18 protein-coding genes are annotated in these 20,056 nt (G+C 49.6%); 8 read left to right on the forward strand and 10 right to left on the reverse strand.

Annotated features, from left to right (window positions below; genetic code table 11):
• The first annotated feature begins 466 nt into the window (after positions 1-466).
• The 4 genes from hslV to DS731_RS03055 all read left to right on the forward strand — a co-directional run bounded on the left by hslV (position 467) and on the right by DS731_RS03055 (position 4,677).
• Positions 467-991 carry an ATP-dependent protease subunit HslV gene (gene hslV, locus DS731_RS03040; RefSeq protein ID WP_119499945.1) on the forward strand — a complete coding sequence of 175 codons (525 nt, stop codon included), beginning with the start codon at positions 467-469 and terminating at the stop codon, positions 989-991.
• Between the two features lie 73 nt (positions 992-1,064).
• Positions 1,065-2,396, forward strand: a complete 1,332-nt coding sequence (gene hslU, locus DS731_RS03045) for an HslU--HslV peptidase ATPase subunit (protein ID WP_119499946.1) — start codon at positions 1,065-1,067, stop codon at positions 2,394-2,396.
• A gap of 210 nt (positions 2,397-2,606) precedes the next feature.
• Positions 2,607-3,494, forward strand: coding sequence for a LysR family transcriptional regulator (locus DS731_RS03050; protein ID WP_119499947.1), 888 nt, complete (start codon positions 2,607-2,609; stop codon positions 3,492-3,494).
• Between the two features lie 94 nt (positions 3,495-3,588).
• Entirely contained in the window at positions 3,589-4,677 is a 1,089-nt protein-coding gene (locus DS731_RS03055; protein WP_119499948.1) for an alkene reductase, read from the forward strand.
• A gap of 39 nt (positions 4,678-4,716) precedes the next feature.
• On the opposite strand, the gene DS731_RS03060 is transcribed toward DS731_RS03055, so the two are convergent.
• The 6 genes from DS731_RS03060 to DS731_RS03085 form a co-directional block, all read right to left on the reverse strand.
• Complete coding sequence (locus tag DS731_RS03060) at positions 4,717-5,607, reverse strand: ATP-grasp domain-containing protein (RefSeq protein WP_119499949.1); 891 nt, start codon at positions 5,605-5,607, stop codon at positions 4,717-4,719.
• An 82-nt stretch (positions 5,608-5,689) separates the two neighbouring features.
• Entirely contained in the window at positions 5,690-5,869 is a 180-nt protein-coding gene (locus tag DS731_RS03065) for a hypothetical protein (protein WP_119499950.1), read from the reverse strand.
• A 65-nt stretch (positions 5,870-5,934) separates the two neighbouring features.
• Positions 5,935-6,243 (reverse strand): hypothetical protein, encoded by a 309-nt coding sequence (locus DS731_RS03070; RefSeq protein ID WP_119499951.1) that lies wholly within the window; start codon positions 6,241-6,243, stop codon positions 5,935-5,937.
• A 2-nt stretch (positions 6,244-6,245) separates the two neighbouring features.
• Positions 6,246-6,497 (reverse strand): helix-turn-helix domain-containing protein, encoded by a 252-nt coding sequence (locus DS731_RS03075; RefSeq protein ID WP_119499952.1) that lies wholly within the window; start codon positions 6,495-6,497, stop codon positions 6,246-6,248.
• Positions 6,490-8,655, reverse strand: coding sequence for a peptidase domain-containing ABC transporter (locus DS731_RS03080; protein WP_161599082.1), 2,166 nt, complete (start codon positions 8,653-8,655; stop codon positions 6,490-6,492). Before DS731_RS03080 ends, DS731_RS03075 begins: the two co-directional genes overlap by 8 nt.
• On the reverse strand, positions 8,655-9,908 hold the full coding sequence (locus tag DS731_RS03085; protein WP_119499954.1) for an HlyD family secretion protein: 1,254 nt from the start codon (positions 9,906-9,908) through the stop codon (positions 8,655-8,657). The genes DS731_RS03080 and DS731_RS03085 overlap by 1 nt, the downstream gene beginning before the upstream one ends.
• A 406-nt stretch (positions 9,909-10,314) precedes the next feature.
• Here DS731_RS03085 and DS731_RS03090 point away from each other — a divergent pair, with 406 nt between their 5' ends.
• Together DS731_RS03090 and DS731_RS03095 are read left to right on the forward strand one after the other, a co-directional pair.
• A complete protein-coding gene (locus DS731_RS03090) occupies positions 10,315-11,859 on the forward strand; it encodes a hydroxymethylglutaryl-CoA reductase (RefSeq protein ID WP_119499955.1) in 1,545 nt (514 codons plus the stop codon).
• A 109-nt stretch (positions 11,860-11,968) separates the two neighbouring features.
• Complete coding sequence (locus DS731_RS03095) at positions 11,969-12,982, forward strand: hypothetical protein (protein WP_119499956.1); 1,014 nt, start codon at positions 11,969-11,971, stop codon at positions 12,980-12,982.
• A 44-nt stretch (positions 12,983-13,026) separates the two neighbouring features.
• Here DS731_RS03095 and DS731_RS03100 read toward each other — a convergent pair whose 3' ends face one another.
• The 4 genes from DS731_RS03100 to DS731_RS03110 all read right to left on the reverse strand — a co-directional run bounded on the left by DS731_RS03100 (position 13,027) and on the right by DS731_RS03110 (position 18,017).
• Positions 13,027-16,344 carry an amidohydrolase family protein gene (locus DS731_RS03100; protein ID WP_119499957.1) on the reverse strand — a complete coding sequence of 1,106 codons (3,318 nt, stop codon included), beginning with the start codon at positions 16,342-16,344 and terminating at the stop codon, positions 13,027-13,029.
• A gap of 188 nt (positions 16,345-16,532) precedes the next feature.
• Positions 16,533-16,706 carry a hypothetical protein gene (locus DS731_RS21865; RefSeq protein WP_161599083.1) on the reverse strand — a complete coding sequence of 58 codons (174 nt, stop codon included), beginning with the start codon at positions 16,704-16,706 and terminating at the stop codon, positions 16,533-16,535.
• 92 nt (positions 16,707-16,798) lie between these two features.
• Positions 16,799-17,497, reverse strand: coding sequence for an NUDIX hydrolase (locus DS731_RS03105; RefSeq protein ID WP_119499958.1), 699 nt, complete (start codon positions 17,495-17,497; stop codon positions 16,799-16,801).
• On the reverse strand, positions 17,490-18,017 hold the full coding sequence (locus DS731_RS03110; RefSeq protein ID WP_161599084.1) for a nicotinate-nicotinamide nucleotide adenylyltransferase: 528 nt from the start codon (positions 18,015-18,017) through the stop codon (positions 17,490-17,492). The genes DS731_RS03105 and DS731_RS03110 overlap by 8 nt, the downstream gene beginning before the upstream one ends.
• 168 nt (positions 18,018-18,185) lie before the next feature.
• Here DS731_RS03110 and DS731_RS03115 point away from each other — a divergent pair, with 168 nt between their 5' ends.
• Together DS731_RS03115 and pncB are read left to right on the forward strand one after the other, a co-directional pair.
• Positions 18,186-18,821: an isochorismatase family protein gene (locus DS731_RS03115; RefSeq protein WP_119499960.1), complete on the forward strand. Its 636-nt coding sequence runs from the start codon at positions 18,186-18,188 to the stop codon at positions 18,819-18,821.
• 19 nt (positions 18,822-18,840) lie between these two features.
• Positions 18,841-20,049: a nicotinate phosphoribosyltransferase gene (gene pncB / locus DS731_RS03120; protein WP_119499961.1), complete on the forward strand. Its 1,209-nt coding sequence runs from the start codon at positions 18,841-18,843 to the stop codon at positions 20,047-20,049.
• The last annotated feature ends 7 nt before the right edge of the window (positions 20,050-20,056 follow it).

A 20,056-nucleotide genomic window follows, 5' to 3' on the forward strand; every position in this document is an offset into this window, starting at 1 on the left:
CTCGGCAGCAGCTTCCCTGCTGCTGACGGTTTGTAATGGCTTCTTCCTGCTCCGTCTGCGGGCCCGTCTCCGCGGCGCTGTCGGGGCTTCCGATATTCTGGTACAGAACTCGCTGTAAACCCATCCATGGGCGCTCGGCAGCCGCTTCCCTGCGGCTGACGGTTCTGTACCAGAATATCTTCAACCCCTGCGCTCAGGGTTCCCAATCTCTTTTCGCCTGATCGTGTGCCTTTCCCGCCGGTAATACCTCATCCCGTCCACAGGCTCACCATGTTTCCGGCAGCAGCTTTCCTGCTGCTGACGATTTGTAATGGCTTCTTCCTGCTCAGTCTGCGGGCCTGGCACCGGACTTTATTGAGGCTGGTGGATTGTCCCTTGAAAAAATCATCTCTTCCCCCACTTATCTCTTCATTGAAATTAATTTGCTGCGCGACAGCCAGCGACACCCGGAATATGGGGAAGTGTAGTGACTACTATTGTATCTGTAAGACGCGACAATCAGGTCGTCATTGCCGGAGACGGACAGGTTTCTCTGGGCAATACCGTAATGAAAGGCAACGCGAAAAAAGTGCGTCGCTTGTATCATAATAAAGTGCTGGCGGGTTTTGCCGGTGGTACTGCTGATGCATTTACGCTGTTCGAGCGTTTTGAATCCAAACTCGAGATCCACCAGGGGCACCTTACCCGTGCAGCGGTAGAGCTGGCTAAAGACTGGCGTACTGACAGGGCGCTGCGAAAGCTCGAAGCGTTACTGGCCGTGGCTGATGAGACGGCGTCTTTCATCATTACCGGTAACGGTGATGTGGTGCAGCCTGAAAACGATTTAATTGCCATTGGTTCCGGTGGCGCTTATGCGCAGGCGGCTGCAACGGCTCTGCTGGCAAATACTGAATTGTCAGCCCGTGAAATAGCAGAAAAGAGTTTAACCATCGCAGGGGATATCTGCGTATATACCAACCATCACCAGACGGTTGAAGTACTGGATTATTGATCGACTGCAGGCCGTATGACGGTCATGCAGCCGGTAGCTGAGCAACATCAGCGTTAGTAAGAGAAGGTTTATTATGTCTGAAATGACACCCAGAGAAATTGTTCACGAGTTAGATCGCCACATCATTGGTCAGCAGGACGCAAAACGCGCCGTGTCTATCGCCCTGCGTAACCGCTGGCGCCGGATGCAACTGCCGGAAGAGCTTCGTGTTGAAGTCACGCCTAAGAATATTCTGATGATTGGCCCTACCGGTGTGGGTAAAACTGAAATTGCCCGCCGCCTGGCGAAGCTGGCAAATGCGCCTTTCATTAAGGTTGAAGCCACGAAGTTCACTGAAGTGGGCTATGTTGGTAAAGAAGTTGAGACGATCATCCGCGATCTGACAGACATCGCCGTTAAGCTGACTAAAGAGCAGGAAATGACGAAGGTCAAATTCCGTGCTGAGGAAGCGGCGGAAGAGCGTGTACTGGATGCTTTATTGCCACCACCGGAAGACGTGTGGGGTAAAAAGGAGCAGGTTGAAGATCGTGGCACCCGCCAGGCATTCCGTAAAAAGCTTCGAGAAGGTCAACTGGACGACAAAGAAATTGAAATCGATGTCGCACTGCCGCAAATGGGCGTTGAAATCATGGCGCCTCCGGGCATGGAAGACATGACTAATCAACTGCAGTCGATGTTCCAGAATCTGAATTCTGACTCGCAGAAGAAAAAGAAAAAACTGAAAATCAAAGATGCGCTGAAAATGCTTACTGAAGAGGAAGCTGCCCGTCTTGTAAATCAGGAAGATCTGAAAGAAAAAGCGATTCACGCGGTCGAACAGCACGGAATTGTGTTCATTGATGAAATCGATAAGATTTGTAAGCGTGAAGGCAATAACTCTGCAGATGTGTCCCGTGAAGGTGTGCAACGGGATCTGCTGCCGCTGGTGGAAGGCTCTACTGTATCGACTAAGCACGGTATGGTGAAAACTGACCACATGTTGTTTATCGCATCCGGTGCTTTCCAGATGAGTAAGCCCTCTGACCTGATCCCTGAGTTGCAGGGCCGTCTGCCAATCCGTGTTGAACTGTCAGCACTGAAAGTGGAAGACTTTAAACGTATTCTGACTGAACCGAATGCAGCACTGACAGAGCAGTATCGCGCGCTTATGGCTACAGAAGGCGTAACTATTAAATTTGAAGAGTCTGGCATTCAGCGAATTGCTGAAGCGGCCTGGCAGGTAAATGAGCGCCTTGAGAACATTGGTGCCCGTCGTCTGCACACGGTGCTGGAGCGTTTGATGGAAGATATTTCTTTCGATGCATCCGAGAAGTCTGGTGAAACTTTTACTATCGACGCCGCCTATGTGGACTCACACTTAGAGACGCTGGTGGATAACGAAGATCTGAGCCGCTTTATTCTGTAAGGCTCTGTTTGTTATTTACCACATGAGTCGCTGCCGGGCTGAACGGTAGCAGTTCATCAACAACACTAAAACGCGCGACTGCTTGACGGTTGCGCGTTTTTTATTGCCTGCAAAGTTGATAGCGTCGAATACGTCAGGTTTCTTTCTGGTTATTTGTATAAAATGTAATTAGTAACCTGCTATCTTTGTGGAAAATGAAAAGGTTGAGCAATGCCGGTTAATGCCAAAACAGAAGATTTAGAAGCCTTTGTAACGGTGGTGGATACCGGTGGTTTCTCTGCCGCCGCAGCGCTGCTGGATCAGCAGGTTGCCAGGGTATCACGCTCGGTAACGCGGCTGGAAAAGGCTCTCAATGTTACCCTGTTTAACCGCACCACCAGACGGGTAGAGCTGACGGAAGAAGGTGAGCTTTTCTTGCGTTACGCCAGAGACGGTCTGAACATGCTGGAAAAAGGCGAGGAGGCATTGCGACTGCTCGGGCGGACACCATCAGGCAAGCTGCGGGTTGATGCAGCCAGTCCGTTTGTATTTCATCAGCTGACACCGTTAATCGACGGGTTCTGCCGCACCTATCCGGATATATCCCTGGAGCTGACCAGTCACGACAGCATCATTGACTTACTGGAGCATAAAACCGATATCGCCATTCGTATCGGCGATTTAAGCGACTCCAATCTCCATGCCAGAAAGTTAGGGCGAAGCCGGTTACATGTAGTGGCAAGTCCGCAATACCTGGCTAAACATCCGGTCAGCGGCGATATTACAAGCCTTTCGCAGCATCGTTTAATCGGTTTCAGTGATGCGCCGCATTTAAATAACTGGCCACTTAAAAGTCCTCAGCAGCTTAAATTTGCCATCAGTGCCTCAAGCGGTGAAACCGTGCGGCAACTTTGCATTGCAGGGCAGGGGCTGGCGATGCTGTCACACTTTATGACGTATGAAGATATTGAGGCCGGCCGGTTGGTGCCTGTGCTGACAGACCATGTCCTGAGTCCGAACCGGCGGGAACTGGTGCAGGCGGTGTATTACCGTAACAGTGCCGTGTCCTCCCGCATCTCTGCCTTTCTGGATTATATCGCGCCGCGACTCACTCTATAATTGCAAAAATAACAAAAGTGTTTTTAATTTGTTGCTGTTAATGATTTAAATAAGCTGCGATATGATTCATCCATTGAAAATGGAAGGAGGCTTTATGAGTCTATTATTTAACAGTATTTCACTGGCCGGCAAAACGCTGAAAAACCGTATCGTCATGCCCCCGATGACCCGCTCACGATCAACGCAGCCCGGTGATGTCGCCAACGATTTAATGGCCACTTACTATGCCCAGCGTGCCAGTGCCGGTTTGATTATCAGTGAAGGTACGCAAATCAGCGAACTGGGCAAGGGCTACGCCTGGACTCCGGGTATTTACACCGGAGCGCAAGTCAAAGGCTGGAAAAAGGTCACAGATGCCGTTCACAAGGCGGGAGGTGTGATGTTTGCACAACTGTGGCATGTTGGCCGCGTATCCCACGAAAGTAATACGGGTGGCAGGCAGCCGGTTTCTTCTTCAGCGCTTCAGGCTGAGGGCGTGAAGGTATTTATCGACGAAAATAACTCACCGGGTTTTGTTCAGTCTTCTGTACCCAGAGCACTCAGTAAAGAAGAAATCAAAGCGGTCGTTGAAGAGTACCGGCACGCGGCGCAATGTGCCAAAGATGCCGGATTTGATGGCATCGAGCTGCATGGAGCCAATGGCTATCTCATCAACCAGTTTCTTGATTCACAAGCCAACAACCGCACCGATGAATACGGCGGCAGTCTGGAGAACCGTCTGCGGTTCCTGAAAGAAGTCGTGTCTGCCGTCAGCACAGTGTTCGACAGCCGTGCAGTGGGGATCCGTCTGGCTCCGCTGACGACGTTGAACGGTGCGGTAGATGAAAACCCTGAACAGACGTACGTAGAAGCGGTGCGGGCCCTGAATGAGTTAGAGGCCGGCTATGTACATATCGCTGAAGCAGATTGGGATGACGCCCCGGAAATGGCGGTAAGTTTTAAACAGGCCATCCGCGAGGCGTTTGACGGTATTTTGATTTATGCCGGCAAATATACCCGTGACCGCGCTGAACGGGCGCTGGAAGAAGGATGGGCTGATATGATTGGGTTCGGTCGTCCCTTTGTATCGAATCCCGATCTGCCTGCCCGTTTACAACAAGGCATCGCGCTGGCAGAGCATGATCCTGATACCTTGTTCGGTGGCGCAGAGAAAGGTTATACCGATTATCCTGTCGCGTCATAACGGTTATCTGAGATAACCTGTTTCATCAACAGCAGCGGATTAGTGTTCCGCTGTTGTTATCAGCGCCCGGCATAAGGTTTCAGTGAGCGGGTACTGTGTTTCATGTTCAAATTTTAAAAAGTACGGGCAGGGATTCGCTTCAAGGAAGATAAACTCGCCTTTACTGTTACACCGCCAGTCAATGGCACACCATTTCATCCCGAAAGCGGCGCAAATTGTTCTGGCCAGTGAGCGGATATCCTCAGGGGTGTCTGTAGCCTGCGCCTCTGCGCACTCATCGGTACGGTAATCAGGCTTATCCGAATAGATAATACCGGAAAAAACCTCATCACCAATAACGTACGTGCGCACTTCAAGCCCGTCAATCCGGGCCTGTAACGTCACCGCACCGGTATCCTGCTGATGCAGAAGTTCACTGATATACACGCCATGCTGACGAAGCAAGGTGGTGTGGGCACCACCGGAAACCGGTTTGATAATGACATCCTGAAACTGCTCAGCAAAGTGTTTGAGGGCAGTGACATCATTGCTGATGAGCGTATCGGGAATGGTGGCGCCCAGTGCTGACGCTGTTTGCAATTGCACGGGCTTGGCCTGGTGAAAACGAATGGCGCTCAGCGGGTTATACCAGCGCTCAGGCTGATGATAAAAAAGCGGTGACAGTGCACTGATTTGATTTTTACCCGCAACAGGATTTGCTGCCGGTGGAGCTGAAAAGCGCTGCCACCAAAAGGCGCCGGCTTCGTCAAGATCCACGTATTCGTTATCGACAACAAGGGTAAAGGCATTTTTAAGCGGTTGCCATTGCAACTTTAACTGATCGCCCAGGTTCGCCGTATTGAGGATCACTGTTTCTTGTTGAAGATCGTGAAGTGTTGTTACTACATGCTGTAGTTGATGGTCTGATTCATCACCCAGACAAAGAATCATACATTACGTCCTTTCAAAAATGATGCTGACGCCAACAGGTGCGGGAGACAACCCTGTCCGCGCAGCATCATCAGGCCTGAAATCAGTAAACCGATTCTTCCGGGTAATCGCCACCATTTTCACCCAGCGCCAGGGTGAAATAGCGGGGCGGGATTAAGATGGCTTTGGCTTCCGTGAGCGGCGTAGTTTTTATAAGACCGGCGCCTGATACTTCGCAGGCTTCTTCATTCGTTAACGGGCGGGGTGTGGTTGTTTCTTTCATGATGTTCTCCTTGAACAGGTTATTTTTCCGTTACGGGTTTCGTTGCGTATAACTCACAACAGGTTTTAGTTTACCGGGTCTTCCGGCGCTGTCTTCTGGCTAAAAGTCCGGTTATCACCCACGCCGGGTTTCAGGTAGGGCGACTGGCCGACTGTGTCTGAAACCCCTTGCAGGTAGCAGGTTAAAATGGTCTCGCGCAGACTCATTATCCAGCACAAATTAAACGTTAAACCCACCACCCACATATCGGGTAATGTACTGGTAATCGCGAAATACAACAGGCAGCACAGCGAAGCTGCCGCCATGGGAATGAGACTGTTCATAAACAGGACTTCAGTCTCAAACGCCACGGTTTTATTGATACGAAAGGACATTGCTACCCCTCTTGCTCTGTCCGTGTACCGGGCTGATGAAACTGGCGGTAGTAACTCGCCATCAGTGAGGTGCGGTTGTGGATATCCAGCTTGCGGTAAATGTTGGCGCAGTGAAATTTCACTGTCCTCTCGCTGATAAATAGCTGGGAAGCGATTCGCTTATTCGGCAGCCCTTCCATAATTTTATGGGCAACCTGCAGTTCCCGGCGGGAAAGCTGCTCCAGGCGATCATTGATAGGGGTTGGATTAGTCATGACTCTCTCCTTGTTGTTCAATAACGGGGTTGGTACTGACGGGGTAGATTTCGGTTAATTGGCCTGCTTCAAGCCGGAACACACGGTCTGCCATGGCGATGGTTTGCGGCCTGTGGGCGATAATAATGCGGGTGATGTTCAGCTGTTTCAGGTTGTGGTTTACCTGTGCTTCGTTGTGCATATCAAGGTGACTGCTTGCTTCATCGAGGAACAGGATCTGCGGCCGTTGATACAGTGCCCTGGCCAGCATAATCCGCTGGATCTGACCGCCGCTCAGGGTGCTGCCCATGTCGCCGACCAGTGTCTGGTACTGCATTGGCATGGCTACAATGTCATCGTGAATACAGGCCAGTTGTGCCGCGCCTGCTGCCCGCTGAATATCAGGGGAATCACAATAGCCGGCTATATTTTCAAGAATGCTTCCGTTGAGCAGGGCGTCATCCTGATAAACCGCAGAGGATACGCCTTTCAGTGCGCCCTGACTGACAGGCTTTGTGCCGAAATATACTGAGCCTGAACTGAGCGGGTGTATACCGGTAATACATTTAAGTAACGTTGATTTTCCGCAGCCGCTTGCGCCGGTGATCGCTATGGCTTCGCCGGGGGCAACGGTCAGGTCGATATTTTCAAGTACCGGTGCTGAAAAGCTGTCGTAAGCATAGCTGACCTGTCTGAGGGATAAGGTTGCCGGGCCGGCATTATCCGTGCCGTCAACACTGGAAATGGCAACAGGTACGTCTTCACATTCAGCTAGCACCACATCTGACAGCCGGTCAATGTGCAGCGATAACATACGCCATTCCAGTGCGGTGGTGATCAGACTTTCAGCGGCGGTAACAAAGCGGTTTTTGTAGCTGATAAACGCATACAGCATACCGGTGGTCAGTGCATTTTCCATAGCCATCTGTGCGCCAAGGTAAATCACTACAATGTTTTCAGCACCGGTGATGACCTGTTTGGCAATGCTGGTACGCAAACCCCATTTGCCGATACTGATGTCTGCATTTAAGGATGATGTCAGCCGGTTCAGCCAGTGGCCGTGGCGGCTCGCCTCCAGGTTAAATTGCTTGATTGTCTGAATGGCCCGCATGGATTCGATGAAGTGCGTTTGCTCCTTTGAAGCCAGCTCCAGTTTGTCGGCGTGATGAGGCCGGACGCAATGCCAGGCAAACACGCGGAACAGCGCGTACAGAAAGGTGATAACAATGACTACCGTGGCCAGAAGCGGCGCATAAACATACATGACTGCCACTGTCACCAGTGCCATCAGTCCGTCCATGATCACAGTAATGAAGCTGGCAGTGAGAAAATCCCGCAATGCATTTAATGAACTGAAACGGGAAATAATGTCGCCGGTATGCCGGCTGTGAAACCATTTTAGCGGCAGTTGCAGTAAATGACTGAATACCCTGGCGCTCATCAGCAATTGCAGGCGGCTGGTGAAGTGTAAAAGGATATGCTGGCGTAACGCTGAAGTCAGACATTCAATTAACAGAAAAAGCGCAAAGCCTATAGTTAATGCAGTCAGAAAGTCAGACGATCCTGCGGGCAGGGCATCATCTACCACCATTTGCATGTAATACGGAGACAACAGGGCAAATAACTGAATAAGCAGGGTAATACAGAAGGTGAGCAGCAAGGTTCTGCGAAGTCCGCTGAGACCTGAGAAGAAACTGCTGATAGTGAGTTTTGGTGTAGCCGTGACCGGTGTAAAAGCCGGGGCCGGAGAGAGTTCAAGCGCAATGCCGGTGAAATGAGCGGAAAAACGGGATACCGGCATTTTACGCTTACCCGTGGCTGGGTCATGAATGGTTACACTGTTTTTATTCACCGAGGTGAGTACCACAAAATGCTTCATATCCCAGTGAACTATGCAGGGCAATTGCAGCTTTGGCAGGTCGTTCAGATCCAGTTTCAGCGCTCTTGCAGATAAAGAAAGGCGCTTAGCGATGGTAATAATATCTCCCAGCGTGGCCCCTTTCAGTGACAAGCCATATTCCTGCCGGAGTTCGGCCAGTGTTCTTTTATCGCCATGGGCCTGCAATATCATACACAGGCAGGCCAGTCCGCATTCTGCGGCTTCCGCCTGATACACCACCGGTGTTTTAACAGAACGGCGAAGGGAAGGGAGCGGGTTTGCTGATAAGAGGGCCTGCATTACCACGCTCCTTTTACAGACAGTAACGGTGCGAAAAGCCATTCAATCAGGCTGGACTCCCGTGTCGTTACATCGGCACTGAAGGTCATGCCACTTCTCAGTGGTGTTTCCTGTCCGTAGGTGGCGATGCTTTGTTTATTCAGCGACACCTGAACCAGATATGCCGGTTCGTCTGTGGTGACAGGAAACCATTGCTTACTCTGTGGCTGGATAAGATCGTCGGATATTTGCGTAATAACACCGTCAACGGTGCCGTATTGCTGATAAGGAAATGCATCCAGTTTAATTCGGACTGACTGACCCTGTTGCAGTAAACCTGCCGACCGGGCTGGCAGTAACACCTTGCCGGTAAGGGTGTCAGAAGAGGGTTGTATGTTCAGTAAAGGTTTAGACGTATTGATGAAGTCTCCGCTACGTACAGACAAATCGGATACGACACCAGCTCTTGATGCGGTAATTACCTTCTTGTGCTGACTGTCCCACTGCAGCATCTGATTGCGTAATGCACTGAGTTGATGCTGAAGATCAAGGCGCTCCTGCTCCTGACTGGCGGGGAGCCTCGCCAGCTCATGGCGATTTTCTTCAAGGTAGGCGAGCTTACTTTCACGCTCCCGCTGGTATTCCAGTAATTCCTGCTTTAGCGATAACACAGCACGGGCGGCACTGAGATGTTCATTTTTCGCCAGTAATCTGGCATCGGCGAGTGTTGCCATCGAGTTAGCAGACGTTTCTGCCAGAGCGATCCGTTGGCCTACCAGCTCAATGAGTCCGTTAAGTTTGCTAATATCCCGCTCCAGTTGCGTGCCGGTATTTCTGGTCGTAGCAATAGCCAGCTTATGGGCAATTTTAAGGTAGCGGAGTTGTTGTTCAAGCTGTTCCTGCTGAACTTCATACTGACTGTGCACCGCAAAATGCACGTCTTCGCCGGAGCCCAGCGTCTGGCCGCTGTTGATTTGAAGTAAGGGGGTTCCCGCCTCAACCTCATCGCCATTTTTCACGAGAATGGCGGCAACCCGTCCGCCGGTATTGTCCGGATAAACCGGCGTACTGCCCTCTGACATTTCCAGCCAGCCGTTAATCCGGGTGAAGGTTTTGTATTCCTGACTATTCAGATACCAGGCCATCACGATGACCCAACCTGTTACCATCAGGCTGATCATCCTGACAGGCAAAGACGGTAAAACAAATACGTCTCCCTGACTGGCTGTCAGCTGATGTTGCAAAGCCTGTTGTCTGAACAGCTTGTGTTCCATGAGTTACTCCTTGGTAAATAAAAGTCCGGCAGATTACCCCTGAACAGCATCCTTAACTGATCAATTGAATCCCTGGCATCGTAGTCCCTGACACCTCCTTTTCCGGTAACAGGGGCAATCTGTCGAAAACACATCAGCGTCCTGCTGACGGAATTAAATTTACAAGAAGCAGTGCCGGAGGCTTTCAAATCACGGACACCGGATGATTTGTGTACAAAAAATGTGCGTTATGTCCGTTTTTGTTAAGTCATGTCCGTTTCAGGCAAGTCCGGAAAGGTTGATGGGGGTCAATCCGGTGGCTGGTTTGACCGGGAAAGAAGTGAAATTGTTGTTAACTGACGCTACTGTATTACATTGATAATAAGCGCGTCTCAAAAAGCGTCAGCCATTAAAAAGGAAGTGCCTCATGTTTATCCCCAGCATGCTTTTAAAGCAGTTGTATACCCACGGCAGTCTGCAAAAAACGGAAGATGGTTTGTGCTTTATGCTGAAGAACCGGTTGAAAGACGCCAGTATCAGCGAAATTTTACATATCGTGCTGGATGGCAATCATATTCCGAAAGAGAAAATCACCCTGAAAGTCGGGGCGGATATGCTGCTCTCTGCTGAGGAAATTAATGCAAAAGGGGACATTTCTTTTCCGCTACGGGAAGTTATTACGGTTTTTTTGAACGTGCGGGCAAAGGCCGGACCTGAAAAACTTAAATTGGGACTTTCTTTTAAGGCCTCACCATTCGGTAAGCTGAAGTTTGAAGTCGAAGACAACATTTCAGACATCAGTGCCAAACCGGAGGGGATCCCAAGAGATCCCCACGACGACTATCAGGCAGAAATCATCAAAGCCCGTCAGGCATATTTTGCTTCTGCAACCGGCGCGCCGGTGAATCATGTGGGCAACTATTCTATCGATCCCAACACATTAAAAGGCAATATTGAGCACTTTATTGGTGTGGCGCAGGTGCCCATTGGCATAGCGGGTCCGCTCACCATCGACGGAGAATATGCGAAAGGCGATTTTGTGGTGCCGCTGGCTACCACTGAAGGCACGCTGGTGGCGTCTTATAACCGTGGCATGAAGCTATTGAATATGAGCGGTGGCGTGAAAGCAACGGTGGTTGATGATGCCATGCAACGGGCACCGGTTTTTGTTTTTTCTGATGCGCGGGGGGCACGGGATTTCGTTAAATGGATAAATGAAAATATCGAAAAGATCCGTGATGAAGCAGAAGCAACGTCTTCGGTGGCGAAGCTCACTTACATCGACCATTTCCTGTCTAACAAATTTGCGTTTCTCCGTTTTAACTACAGGACCGGAGATGCTGCCGGTCAGAATATGGTGGGGCGCGCCACATTTGCTGCCTGTGGCTGGATCATGGATCACTACGAAGGGATTGTGAATTTTTATCTGGAGTCTAACTTTGCCACCGACAAAAAGGCCTCGCAGATAAATATTATGCGGACCCGGGGAAAACGGGTTACTGCAGAGGCTACCATTAAGCGCGAACATCTACTTAGTGTAATGCGGGTGGAGCCAAAACAAATTGATTACCATGGCAGAGTGGCTGGTATCGGTTCGTTTTTATCCGGCGTTAATAACACCGGCCTGCATTCGCCCAACGGTATCACCGCCATGTTCATTGCCACGGGACAGGATGTCGCTAATGTCTCTGAATCCTCGGCGGGGATCATGTACTCCGAACTCACCGAAGAAGGGGATTTGTACGTTTCACTGACTATCCCTTCTCTGATTGTCGCCACCTACGGCGGTGGAACCGGCATAGGTACACAGAAAGAGTGCCTGGAGCTGATGGATTGTTACGGCAAAAATAAGGTGTACAAGTTTGCCGAGATTGTAGGAGCGGTGGCACTGGCCGGAGAGATCTCGCTGGCTTCGGCCATTTCTTCATCTGACTGGGTGTCATCTCACGAACAATACGGACGAAACCGGTAAGTGAGACGCCGTTCGGGTAATATTCTGAAACTTATCTCCCTTTGCGCAGAGAACTGACCATGCAGTAAACTTTACCGGTGGCATGGTTAAGCAAACAGGGAGTGTTGCTATGCAGAAATCTGCTCAGTATCGTCTTATCTATTTCGTTCTGATGGTCGCTACATTTGCCGGCGGCTATTACTTTCTACCTGACACGATCCGGTTACCGCAGGATAAGTGGCTTACCGCACTTTTTGCAGGCTTGTATTTTATTATTTTGCCTGCAGCGTACTATGTCTGTGTTGTTGTGAAAGGCAAACAGAAACTGTGGAAAATAATCATCAGTTTTAGTCTCGCGGCGGTGGCCGCGCGGTACACCTTCCCTGAAGATCTTGCTGCTTATTTTGAGTTTATTTCCTGGCTACGTTATCCCATTGCGGCAGTGCTTATTATTCTCGAATTTGCACTGGTTTATATGGTGGTTAAAAGCTTGTGGAAAGCCCGCCATCTTCCCGGTGATCCGAGATTGCATGCTCATAAAGCGTATGCAGAGGATGACAAAAAACGAATGACTGCTGTTTTATGGGCCCATGAACCGGCATCCTGGTTTTATGCCATCCCCCGGTTTACCCGCCGGCATGTGTCGCCCGTGGGGAAACTACATACCAAATCAGACAGCGTGATTTATCAATGCGTGCTGACAGGCGGAATAGTGATGGCAGCTGCGCTCTCATACTGGCTTTTGGCTGAATGGAGTAGTACCGCAGCGGTTATCGTTTGCAGCCTGATCCTCTGGACGATGATTTCTGCCGTTGCCAGTATTCGTATAGGGAAGCATTTCTCGCTGTATATTCAGAACGATGATCTGGTTATCAATCCGGGTTTCTACAGTACCCTGTTCGCCAGGCTGTCTGCCATTGAGTCTGCAGAGGCAGGGAGCTGGAGCAGAGCTGACTGTGGTGATGCATTGATTTTGGGGCAGGGTGATAAAGCTAACGTGCGCATCCGGTTCAGTAAGCCGGCGCTGTTATATTCAATGATGGCGACATTTGAAGACTGGCAGGATGAGGTTTATCTTATTTGCCGCGATCCACAACAGGTCGCTGACAGTCTCAAACCTGCAATGGCGTTGCCAGCAGCATGAAATAAAAAGGGCGCCGTATCAGGCGCCCGTACAGGTTTAAAGTATTAATGCCTCCAGTGATACATATGCGCTTTGGCGTTGATTTCCTGCGCAGTCTCTTCCGGCATAAACAGTTTGTTATCTGCTTCGAAGAAGAACGGCTTACGCTGTTTACGGCTGCCCATTTCATTCATCGTCGCAGCTTCATAAACCCGTCCGTTCAGCACGGTATACTCAACAAATTCGCTTCTGCGGATATCGCTCAGTACATCACCGTCAATCACAACTAAGTCGGCCAGCTTACCTTTTTCTATACTGCCAAGGTCGTTACCCATGCCTAAGTGTTTTGCACCGTCAATGGTCCCGCCACGCAGGGCTTCCCATGGTGTGAAACCACCCTGAGCCATACTCCACAATTCCCAGTGAGCGGCTAAACCTTCACGCTGGCCATGGGCACCGATGTGCACGCTCACACCTTTGTCGCGCAGTGTTTTTGCATACGCTGCCACTTCGAAGTGATTGTACTGGTTATCCGGTGCGGTAGGACGGCGGATAGCACGGCTGTCGAGAATGGTTGACGGCACATAGCGTAGCAGGCGCTCGTTCTTCCACACTTCAGTTCTGTCGTACCAGTACTCTTCGCCCATCAGGCCGCCATATGACACCACGAAGGTTGGTGTGTAACCCGATTCTGTGGCTGCCCATAACTGGTTAACATCATCATAGCCTTTCGCCACAGGGAAACTGTGCTCAAGGCCGGTATGTCCGTCTACCACCATGGTCAGGTTCTGCTGCATCTTACCGCCGCCTTCCGGCACAACCATCATCTGCTGTTCGTGTGAAGCCCACAGAATTTGCTGACGTTGATCCCGTCGCGGCTGGTTATAACTTTTTACTGAAATTGCACCGGCTTCTTTCAGCCGTTCAACATGAAAATATGCATCATCGTAGTTGTTGATAATGGCTTTATAACCCAGTGACTCCGCACCGTATAAAATCGCGCCGGTGGAATAAATACGCGGAGCAATAATATCGCCGTGTCGTTGCAACTCTGAGGCGGCAAAGATTTCAGTGGTGTCGTTGGACGGATCGTGAATCGTGGTCACACCAAATGCTACGTTGGCAAATTGTCCCCAGTTTTGTTGAGGAATAATTTCGTTACGCCCCTGAGAGCCGTGTGCATGGGCATCGACTAAGCCCGGAATAATGGTTTTTCCGCGGGTATCGATGCGCATGGCGTCATCAGGAATAGTAATTTCGTCAAGTGAGCCAACGGCTTCAATCCGGTTATCGCGAATAAGCACTACGCCGTTTTCGATGACTTCCTGTGTGTTATCTGCATCACGCATGGTAACGACTTTGCCGCCGACCAGCGCTTTGTAGCCACCGGGTTTATCTGCCTTCGATTTGAAAGACAGGTTCATGCCTTTGGTTTCCGGTTCAGGCAGTGCATCTTTTTCTTTACCGGCAACAAAAGTAAATGCATCTTCCAGTGCGCGCTCATAATACACCGGTCCGTGGAACCAGCCTACCGACGTACTATCCGGACTCCAGTTCAGGTACTCGCCAGCGCGGGCAGATAGCTGTGTAACCGGTAATGATGTCATGTCCGGTCCCAGCGTAATTTTCTGACCGTTGTCTACGAACGGTGCTACGTAGGTCTTGAACTGGTAAACAAACGCCACCCACTTTTTGTCATGAGACAAACGGTATTCGCTGACTTTATCCGCACCGTATAAATGCGTGCGCTTGTCTTCTCCGCGTAAATCTGTGCTGCTCAATTGCGTTTCAGGGTAAGCAGACCCGCCGGCGCGTTCAGTGAAATACACACGTCCGTCATTTCCGGCAAAATGGGGTTGTGCACCACTTTCGCTGACTCTGACTTCAGTGTCGTTCTTCAGGTCAGCCACATATAAACCGGGCTCTACTGAATAAGTAGGATCTAACAAATAGCCGCCGCTGAATTTCCGGAATGCGACATAACGGCCATCTGGCGAGAAGCTTGGCTCTACATAGTGTCCCGGCTTTTTGGTGATCACTTTACCTTTGCCACCTTTGGCGGAAACTATGCGTACATCACCCAGCTTTTCGTCATTCCAGGTGGTGTAAACGATGAATTTTCCATCGTTAGTATAACGGGGGAAATATTCATCGTGCTCGTTTTGTTTCGTCAGACGGGTCATTTTGCCGCTTTTAATATCTTTCACATAAAGCTTGCCCAGGGCCTGGAATAAAATGCTTTTGCCGTCCGGCGATTTTTGTGACCAGCGAATCATTTTTACATCGAATTCATCCGGTGCCACATCCACATCAAAGCGCAGTGCATCTGCATAATGCAGTGTCGCTTTTACGCTGACATCAATATCCCGGATATTGCCGGTTTTAATGTCGATGTTGTGAAACTTACCACCTGTCCAGTAAACCAGAGACTGGCTGTCGGGCATCCAGTCGTAATAGGCAAAGTAGCCTTCAGAACCAAAGCCTTCCTGCATATCCCGCTCAAGGGTAAGGGTTAGCGGTTTCTCCAGGCCGGTTTCCAGCTCTTTGAGAAAAAGCCCGGTTTTGTTTTTTACCCTGCGGATAAAGGCGATGTATTTACCGTCCGGTGAGGGCACAGGTACAATAGCGCCGCCGGTGCCACTGATAAAACTGTCCTCTTTACCGGTTTTGCGGTCGAAACGGGTGATGTCGAAAATCCCTTCAAGGGGATCTCTGTTGTACTCGAAGCCTGCACCCGGCACGGTGTTGTGGGTGTAATAAATGTACTGACCATCATGTGAGAACACCGGGTCGGCAATATTTTGCTGGTCGGCGTTCCCGTGTTCGCGGGCTTTGATTTGCAGACCGTCACCACCGGCAATGTGATACATCCAGATTTCACCGGCCGGAATACTCCGGCTGGACATGATCCCTTTGGTGGCAACAATGTACTGCCCGTCCGGACTCCATTTCGGAGAATGAATGATGTTTTTCTTTTCCGTAGTCACCTGACGCAAATTACTGCCGTCGATATCCATCACCCACACATTGGACAAGCCGCCACGGTCTGAGATAAACGCAATATGCTTACCGTCCGGCGAAATGGCGGGATGAATATTCCAGGCAAAATCCTGTGTAAGCGACGTTGCTGCGCCGCCGGATAACGGCACTTTATACAAATCGCCCAGCATATCGAATACCATAAATTTGCCATCCGGTGAGATGTCCAGGCTGGACCAGGTGGTTTCGTTGGTTTCAATATCCACGCTGTTCAGTGCGAAGGGAGGCTTGAGCACATCCCAGTTTTCGTTTTCTGATTTGTCTGTCGTTTCGGCCAGTGCAGCACTGCTGCCCAGCATCAGGCTGACAGCAAGTGCCAGACTGTTTCGGGTGTTTTTTATCATTATGCGTTCCGGTAAAGGTACTTGTTGTGTGTTATGCGGCTGGCTGACATCACTGCCGGCGAACAGCCCGTTTCCCGTTCAGAAGCATACGACACGGCTTACCGGATTTGCAAAGCGGATGGTTTTGCTAAAGAGGTTATTCATCGTATCTGCAAGTTTACGACGAATATCCACACACTACCGCCGACCTACAGCGATGCGGAAGAAGGGTCCAGTTCAGTGAGGATCCAACGGATGCACAAATGAAAAAATGACACCATTAAGGCTGAAAAACCGCTCATCACCAGGTTTGCAGTCAGAACATAGGTGGCAACAAACGCAACAGCGAACAACACAGCGACAGTTGAAATACCCGCTCTCATAATATAACTCTCCATTAACTTTAATGAATGTATTATGCGCGGTATTTCAGAAAGTGCGTAACGGGACTAATTGATAGACTTAATCTTAAAAATTAATCAAACGCACCTTGCATGACCCGGGAGAAAAAGTGGGGCTTTAGCGGGTGTTTGTGGGTGTAAAGTTTGGCCCGGCTTCGTTTTACAATTTTACTGTCACCGGTTTCTTCCACTGACATACTTTCTTCAATCCGGTCTCTGAAGTTCTTTTTGTGCAGGGGTTTGCCAAGCACGATTTCATACACCGTTTGCAATTCTGAGAGGGTAAACGGATTCTTGAAAAAGTAATTGGGTTCGGTACTGTATTTTGCGCGGTGATAAAGCCGTTGAAAGGCTTTCTGTATAAGTTGCTGATGGTCAAACGGCAGTGTCAGTGAGGGTGAATCACGCAGAAAATCGCTGACATCATGCCAGTGAACATGCTCAAGACACGGCGCTGAGTCATCCACCAGACACAAATAAGGACAGGTAATACTCCATCCCTCCGGATCCCGGCTGATGTTACCTTCAAATTCCAGTTTCGCGATATAAGACGGGCTCAGGCCCACCTTTGACTGCAAATTGCGAAGGAGTGTGTCGTTGAGTGTCTGATCCCTGTCGGTATGAACAAATCCCCCCGGCAATGCTAATACGTTGGCGTATACCCGCGCATCAGCAGGGCGGCGGATCAGGGCGACTTCCAGCTTATCAGCACGGATACGAAATAAAATGGCATCAATGGTACATACCGGGGTCGGGTAAGCAGTTTCACGCATATAAATTATGCCTGTTGATGTAATCAGCCACGGAAGGGGTTATCAGGGATGTTGCGGCATTACCTTCTGCCAGCGCTTCACGGACCATGGTTGAACGGATAGATTGCCGTTCAGGCACCACCAGAACATGCCACTTTTCTTCAATTTCCTGCGCTTTATAAAATTTCGGCCAGTTTGCTTTGTTGTCCGGCCCGATAACGAAAGTAAGCTGATCGCCGCTAAACTGCGTATTGTGTAAGTAAGACAGTACATCGTAGGTGTACACAGGGCTTTCACCGTCACTGATGAGATGCTCAACGGGCAGGGCATGTATACGGTCATCCTGAAGATCACTCACGAACGCATTCAGCATGGCAACCCTGTGACTGTAATCAATCATGTTTTTCGCGAATGCGTGGCAAAAAGAAGGGATGAGCACTACCCGTTCATAGTGATTTGCATGTGCCAGAATCGATTCAATCGCATCAGCATGCCCCTTAGTGGGCGGATTAAACGCTGAACCAAACACCGCTACTTTCATATTGAACACCTTCCTAATGAGTATTTTTAAAATACTCATTAGTTACCAGAAAGGCAAATAAAACCACAATTTATAAGTCTTAAATCGCCCCAGGTAGTGATTGATTAAATTTTGATTGACTTAAAAGGGTATTGATAGAATACTCTTTAAAAAGTGAGGAGCTTATTGATGAAAATTGCATCCGTTAATGTCGATCCGCAAAAAGGGTTTACCCCTTTATGCCCCGATGAACTGCCTGTTCCGGGCGGAGATGAAATCGTACCGGCGTTGCTGGCGCAAAATGCACTGGCGGATTTCATTGTGGGTTCCAGCGATTCCCATTGTGATGCAGCCTTGTTCCGGGTAGAGAAAGACGATGAACAGTTTCAACCGCTGGATCATCCGAATACCGATTGCACATTTAAAATGCACTGCAAGCCCGGTACGAAAGGCTTTGAGCTGCTTGACGGTTTACCTGCGCCCACAGAGTACGATTTTTTCGTCTGGAAAGGCGTGGCTCCCGACCTTCATCCCTATGGTGCTTGTTACCATGACCTGGCTGAAAAACTGTCCACGGGGTTAATCGAATACTTACGCTGCAATGACGTGACAACAGTAATTGTCGGTGGCCTGGCGACAGATTTCTGTGTCGCTACTACTGCGCGCCAGTTACAGAATACCGGCCGGTTTACTGTCATATTGCACGTGGATGCGTGCCGGGGCATTGCGCCTGACGGTATCGACACCCAAATTCAATCTCTTAAACAATCAGGAGTTGTCATCGCCGCTACTATCGACGATGTCAAAAAGGCCCTTGCTGCATAATCCACTAAGAAACAAACCCATGTCCCGAAATTCTTTGTTTAAGGAACACTTAAACTTCTCTGCGTTAGATAACGACTTCTACAAAATGAACATGTGGCAGTGTTTTATGCACCAGTTTCCTTATGTTGAAGATGTGGAATACCGGTTTGTGGTGCGCAGCGATGTGGATTTACGTCCTTACCGGGCTGAAATTCAGCAGGAGCTGGAAAAGCTCGACGGCCTCCGCTTTACACCGGACCAGATAAGCTGGCTGGAATCCATCCCCTGGTACACGAAGGACTTTATTGAGTGGCTTCGAATGTGGTCGTATCAGACACGCTTTTTGCATTTTTCAGAAGAAGACGGACAGTTGTCGATTCGTGCGAAAGGCCCCCTGATGCACGTACACAATTTTGAGATGCCGGTGTTGTCTACCGTGGCAGAAGTGTACAACCGCCGGAACTACCCAAACAAAACCTACGAGGATGTGCGTCAGCCTTTATTCGAAAAAGTGAAATGGCTGAAAGAACAGCATGAAAAGCACGATTTAACCGGCTTATCCATTGCAGAGTTTGGTACCCGTCGTCGCTTCAGCTATGAAGCACAGCTTACTGTTATTGATATGTTGAAAAGCATGGTGCCGCAATTTCTCACCGGTACATCGAACATGCATCTGGCGAAAGAGTTCGACATTTTGCCAATCGGTACCATGGCCCATGAAATTTTTATGTTGTCCCAGCAAGTCGGCGTGCAACTGGTAAATTCACAAAAGCACACTCTTGAAGCCTGGGTGAAGGAGTTCCGTGGCCAGTTGGGTTATGCCCTGACAGATACCATTGGTATGGACGCTTTCGTCCGTGATTTCGATTTGTACTTTGCAAAACTCTTCGATGGTTTAAGACATGACTCCGGTGATCCGATAGAATTCGGGGAAAAGGCAATTCGCATGTATGAGAATTTGCATATTGATCCGCGAACGAAAACCATTATTTTCAGTGACGGACTGGATTTTAAAACCATGGTAACGCTGTTTTTGCGGTTCCGCGGGCGGATCAAAACATCATTCGGGATTGGTACCTTTTTGTCTAACGATGTTCGCGGCGTCACGCCACTGAATATCGTGATGAAACTGGTACGGGTTAACGGAAAGCCGGTGGCGAAAATATCTGATGCGCCGGGTAAAAACCTTTGCGAAGATCCTGAATTTGTAAGCTACCTGAAAAAGGTATTCGAAGTAGACTGGGCATAAGATCACC

The sequence above is a fragment of the Alteromonas sp. RKMC-009 genome (assembly GCF_003584565.2).
In the GTDB taxonomy this organism is placed as follows: domain Bacteria; phylum Pseudomonadota; class Gammaproteobacteria; order Enterobacterales; family Alteromonadaceae; genus Alteromonas.

Coding starts and splice junctions, on each gene's coding strand:
- hslU (WP_119499946.1), top strand. CDS start 1,065: ATGTCTGAAATGACACCCAGAGAAATTGTTCACGAGTTAGATCGCCAC.
- DS731_RS03050 (WP_119499947.1), top strand. CDS start 2,607: ATGCCGGTTAATGCCAAAACAGAAGATTTAGAAGCCTTTGTAACGGTG.
- DS731_RS03055 (WP_119499948.1), top strand. CDS start 3,589: ATGAGTCTATTATTTAACAGTATTTCACTGGCCGGCAAAACGCTGAAA.
- DS731_RS03060 (WP_119499949.1), bottom strand. CDS start 5,607: ATGATTCTTTGTCTGGGTGATGAATCAGACCATCAACTACAGCATGTA.
- DS731_RS03065 (WP_119499950.1), bottom strand. CDS start 5,869: ATGAAAGAAACAACCACACCCCGCCCGTTAACGAATGAAGAAGCCTGC.
- DS731_RS03070 (WP_119499951.1), bottom strand. CDS start 6,243: ATGTCCTTTCGTATCAATAAAACCGTGGCGTTTGAGACTGAAGTCCTG.
- DS731_RS03075 (WP_119499952.1), bottom strand. CDS start 6,497: ATGACTAATCCAACCCCTATCAATGATCGCCTGGAGCAGCTTTCCCGC.
- DS731_RS03080 (WP_161599082.1), bottom strand. CDS start 8,655: ATGCAGGCCCTCTTATCAGCAAACCCGCTCCCTTCCCTTCGCCGTTCT.
- DS731_RS03085 (WP_119499954.1), bottom strand. CDS start 9,908: ATGGAACACAAGCTGTTCAGACAACAGGCTTTGCAACATCAGCTGACA.
- DS731_RS03090 (WP_119499955.1), top strand. CDS start 10,315: ATGTTTATCCCCAGCATGCTTTTAAAGCAGTTGTATACCCACGGCAGT.
- DS731_RS03095 (WP_119499956.1), top strand. CDS start 11,969: ATGCAGAAATCTGCTCAGTATCGTCTTATCTATTTCGTTCTGATGGTC.
- DS731_RS03100 (WP_119499957.1), bottom strand. CDS start 16,344: ATGATAAAAAACACCCGAAACAGTCTGGCACTTGCTGTCAGCCTGATG.
- DS731_RS21865 (WP_161599083.1), bottom strand. CDS start 16,706: ATGAGAGCGGGTATTTCAACTGTCGCTGTGTTGTTCGCTGTTGCGTTT.
- DS731_RS03105 (WP_119499958.1), bottom strand. CDS start 17,497: ATGCGTGAAACTGCTTACCCGACCCCGGTATGTACCATTGATGCCATT.
- DS731_RS03110 (WP_161599084.1), bottom strand. CDS start 18,017: ATGAAAGTAGCGGTGTTTGGTTCAGCGTTTAATCCGCCCACTAAGGGG.
- DS731_RS03115 (WP_119499960.1), top strand. CDS start 18,186: ATGAAAATTGCATCCGTTAATGTCGATCCGCAAAAAGGGTTTACCCCT.
- pncB (WP_119499961.1), top strand. CDS start 18,841: ATGTCCCGAAATTCTTTGTTTAAGGAACACTTAAACTTCTCTGCGTTA.